General features: G+C 60.8%; 4 protein-coding genes. All 4 read left to right on the forward strand.

Annotated elements, in window-relative coordinates:
• A partial coding sequence (locus tag AC3XYG_RS37855; protein ID WP_489145066.1) for an alpha/beta fold hydrolase occupies positions 1-1,675 on the forward strand: 1,675 nt, incomplete at its 5' end.
• Complete coding sequence (locus AC3XYG_RS37860) at positions 1,672-1,884, forward strand: MbtH family protein (protein ID WP_489145067.1); 213 nt, start codon at positions 1,672-1,674, stop codon at positions 1,882-1,884. The genes AC3XYG_RS37855 and AC3XYG_RS37860, both read left to right, overlap by 4 nt.
• A 148-nt stretch (positions 1,885-2,032) precedes the next feature.
• Positions 2,033-2,623, forward strand: coding sequence for a YcjF family protein (locus AC3XYG_RS37865; protein ID WP_489145068.1), 591 nt, complete (start codon positions 2,033-2,035; stop codon positions 2,621-2,623).
• Between the two features lie 321 nt (positions 2,624-2,944).
• Positions 2,945-4,555 (forward strand): condensation domain-containing protein (locus tag AC3XYG_RS37870; RefSeq protein WP_489145069.1); only part of this gene is annotated, 1,611 nt, incomplete at its 3' end.

Genomic DNA, 4,555 nt, shown 5'->3' on the forward strand with positions numbered 1-4,555 from the left:
GCGAGATGTCAACCGCTGGCCGAATTCCATTCCCATCGGCGCTCCGATCTGGAACACGCAGGCCTACGTCCTCGATGCGGGGCTGCGTCCGGTGCCCGTGGGCGTGGCGGGAGAGCTGTACATCGCGGGATCGGGGCTGGCGCGGGGCTATCTGAACCGTGCCAGGCTGACGGCGGAGCGGTTCGTCGCGTGCCCGTTCGGCACCCCCGGCAGCCGGATGTACCGGACAGGGGATCTGGCGCGGTGGCGTCCGGATGGCACCCTGGACTATCTCGGCCGTGCGGATGAGCAGGTGAAGATCCGTGGGTTCCGGATCGAGCCTGGCGAGGTGGCGGCGGCGCTGTCGTCGCATCCGGCGGTGAGCCAGGCGGCGGTGATCGCGCGAGAAGACCAGCCGGGGCACAAGCAGCTGGTCGGCTACGTCGTGGCAGCGGCGGGTGCTTCGCCCGATGGGGCGGAGCTGCGCCGGCATGTGGGGCTGCGCCTGCCGGAGCACATGGTTCCGTCGGCGGTGGTGGTGCTGGAGGCATTGCCGCTGACGCCGATCGGCAAGCTGGATCGTCGGGCACTGCCGGCGCCGTCCTACGGGACGGTCGCCAGCCGGGCGCCGCGGACGGCGCAGGAGCAGATCCTGGCGGAGCTGTTCGCGGAGGTGCTGGGGCTTGAGGGCGTGGGGCTGGATGACAGCTTCTTCGACCTCGGCGGGCATTCGCTGCTGGCGACACGGCTGGTGAGCCGGATCCGATCGGCGTTGGGGGTGCAACTGTCGATCCGGACGCTGTTCGAGGCGCAGACGGTGGCGGCGCTGGACGCGCGGATTGACGCCACCGAGGCCCCCGGCACCTCGCTGGCCGTCCTGCTGCCGTTGCGGGTGCGAGGAAGCCGGCCACCCCTGTTCTGCATCCATCCGGGCGGGGGCCTCGCCTGGCCCTATGCCGGCCTGCTGCGGCACCTGCCGGCCGATCAGCCAGTCTACGGGTTGCAGTCACGCGACCTCAATGATCCCACCCACCACTCGGCCGACGTCGACGCCATGGCCGCAGACTATCTCGATCAGATCCGCACCGTTCAGCCCAAGGGCCCTTACCATCTGCTCGGCTGGTCCCTCGGTGGCCTTCTCGCCCATGCCATCGCCACGAAACTGCAGGAGCAGCAAGAGATGGTCCCTCTGCTCGCCATTCTCGACGGCTATCCCCCGCGGCCGGAGGCGGGCGAGCACCAGCCGAACGACCAGGACATATTGGCTGTGCTGATGGAGGATTTCGACGGCGAGCCGATCGACCTCGGTGAGGGACCGCTCTCGTTCGCCCGTGTCAAAGAGCACTTCCTAAGCCGCCCGGGAACTCCCCTCGCCAGCTTCGACGACGATGTTCTCGAGCGGATGTTTGCAAACCTCCGTGCCAGCTCCGGTCTCCTCAGGACATTTGTCCCCGATATCGTCCGCAGCGACGTGTTGCTCTTCCGGGCAACCCTCGTGGAGCACGAGGAGAACCTGAGCTCACCCGACGCCTGGCAGCCCTATGCGACGGGCCGCATCATCGCCCATGACGTCGCCTGCCAGCACGGCAGGATGATGCAGCCGGATGCCCTCGCCCGGATCGGCCCGATCCTCGCCGCCGCGCTCGAGCAGACGAGACACACTACGATTTCATCAAGAGAGGAACCTTTGCCATGACCAATCCATTCGAAACCGAAGACGGCAGCTTTTTGGTGCTTGTCAACGACGAGGGACAACATTCCCTATGGCCGGCCTACATCGACGTTCCCGCCGGCTGGGTCACAACCTTCGGACCGGACTCCCGTGCCACCTGCCTGTCCCATATCGAAACGCACTGGACCGACATGCGGCCAAATAGCCTCATCAATGCAATGGATGGGCAGTAAGAAGACGAAGTGGTTGAGCTTCGTGCGCAAGCGGCTCTAGAGTGGGACCCTCGTCCTTAAGACACTCAGAATCCTACGCCGCAAGGTATATCAAGGTCGCGTTATACGGTGACTCTCAACTCGATATCAACCGGATGGAGAATTTGAGATGGCCAATTCAACTGGAAATAAGATCGATGCCGACGACGCGGATGCGGCCGGCCCCGATCCCGTAGCCGCTGCAGCAACGGTCGAGACACCAGAAGAACTTCTTAGGGGGCGACGTGCAGGGGCAGAAAAGATCGTTCAGAATTATACTTTGATGAGTGCAGGTTCGGGCCTGATCCCGATCCCGATTGTTGACGCCGCCGCCAACCTGATTATCCAGCTTGCGATGCTGCGGCGGTTATCGAAGCATTACGACGTGCCATACTCCGAGAACCTCGGAAAGGCAGCGATTGTTGCGCTGTTTTCCAGCATCGGCGGTATCGGGGCTGCGAGATCGATCGCAGGCAGTGTGGTGAAGGTGGTCCCGTTTTTCGGTGCCATTTTGGGCGCAGCAAGCGTACCTGTGACCTATGGGGCCTTTACTTTCGGCGTCGGCAAGGTATTCACCCAGCATTTTGAATCGGGTGGAACTTTTGTTGACTTCCGGCAGGAAACATATCGCAAGTATTTTGAGGATATGTTCAGCCGGGGCAAATCTATAGTGAAGAGAGGTAAATCCACGATCGCGGGAGCCGCAGCTGAAGTGGCGTAAGGTCAATTCGGGGAATCGGATGCGGATCGGGTATTGGGACGCAACTCTTTTTGTGCTTTTTTGATCGGTCCGGTCCCAATGTTCATTGTGTTGTATCTTTTTTGATCCTGTGGAGCCGTTCGGAGGCCGCACTGCGATAGGTCGCGGTCCTGTTCGATTTCGAATCAAATGTCTGGCAGATTTGCGTGTTGCTGATGTCGCGGACGGCTGTGCATTGGCCACTTTTGCCGCCATGCCATCGTTCATTCCCACCCGTGTGGCAGCGCGCTCTTCTGGATGACATCTGATCGCCGTCGGCGGCATCCGAATGCAGTTGAGAGGATGATTTTGGACGCTGTAACGGACCGTTGCTGGCCATTGACCGCGGTGCAACGCGAGATCTGGCTCTCACAGCAACTCGATCCTCAGAATGCCAAATACAATATCGCCGAGTATCTGAGGATAGGCGGACATATCGATGTTTCCGCTTTCCAGGCTGCCGTAAAAACTAGGTTATCTGAGATCGAGGTACTTAGAACTCGCTTTATTAAGGACAATGATGATGAAATAGCACAAATATTGTTGCCATATCTGGAATGGCAGATGCCATTTTTTGATTATAGTGCTGAACATGATGCTGATGAGCGGGCCATGCAGTGGATGGCCACCGATCTGTCCAGGCCGCTCGATCTGACTGGCGATGCGTTATTTACATTTGTCTTGTTCAAAATTGGCGATGGCGAGTTCGTTTTCTATCAAAAATTGCATCATATCGTGATGGACGGGCACAGTGCATCCGTGTTCACGCAGCGATTGTGCGAGCTCTACGACCAGATATTGTCGCGATCTTTCGAGCCGGCGGCGTTCGGATTCCTGCAAGAGATCCTTGAACGGGATCGCAAATACCGGGGGTCCGAGCAGTGTGCGGCTGATCGTCGGTTCTGGCTCGACCGTCTCGATGGCAGAGCCGAGGTCGTCTCCTTGGGCGCCGGATCGGCGGAGCCGGGGTCCTCGTTTCTGCGTGAGACCTGCGTGCTTTCCGCGCCCGAGTTCAACGCACTTTCGGCTGTTGCGACCGGGGCGGGGGCAAGCTGGCCACAGCTGCTCATCGCCGCATCGGCAGTTTATCTCAGCCGGGTGACCGGCGAGGAGTGTGTGAGCCTTGGATTGCCCGTTCTCGGACGACGCGGTGCCTTGGAGCGAAAGATCATCGGCACTCTATCGAATGTCTTGCCTCTCCGAATTCAAGTGGAGCGGCAATCGTCGTTTGTTGGCATTGTAAATAAAGTTGCCGCCGAAGTCCGCTCAACGCTCAGACATCAATCCTATCGGGCTGAAGATCTCACCCGGGAGCTTCGCTCGATCGGCGGTGGGCCGAGGCTTTATGGGCCGACAATCAATGTCATGCAGTTTGACTATGAACTGCGATTTGGCGAGGCGGTCGCAAAGCTCCACAACCTCGCGCACGGGCCGGTCGAGGATCTCACGATCGCTCTTTATTCTTCGTTGCAGCAGGAAGGGCTCCGCATCGATTTCGATGCGAATCCGGAGGTTTATGGAGCTGCCGAGGTCGCCGAGCATCAGCGACGTTTCCTGAAGCTGCTGGGGTCGGTGGTGTCGGATCCATTGCAGTCGGTGGGGCGGATCGAGCTTCTGGATGGGGAGGAGCGGTCCCGTCTGCTGACGGGTTGGAATGGGACGGATCGGGCGGTGTCTGGCGGGACGGTGCCGGATCTGTTCGAGGCGCAGGTGCGCCGGACACCGGATGCGGTGGCGCTGGAGCATGGCGGCGAGGTGGTGAGCTACGCGGAGCTGAACGCCCGAGCGAACCGGCTGGCGCATGTGCTGATCGGCCGGGGGATCGGTCCGGAGAGCGTGGTGGGGATAGCGCTGCCGCGTTCGGTGTCGATGGTGGTGTCGGTGCTGGGTGTGCTGAAGGCGGGGGCGGCGTAC

The organism is Inquilinus sp., assembly GCF_057815775.1.

What these genes read in the sequence shown, in the direction of transcription:
- AC3XYG_RS37860 (WP_489145067.1), top strand. Translation starts at nt 1,672, where the DNA reads ATGACCAATCCATTCGAAACCGAAGACGGCAGCTTTTTGGTGCTTGTC.
- AC3XYG_RS37865 (WP_489145068.1), top strand. Translation starts at nt 2,033, where the DNA reads ATGGCCAATTCAACTGGAAATAAGATCGATGCCGACGACGCGGATGCG.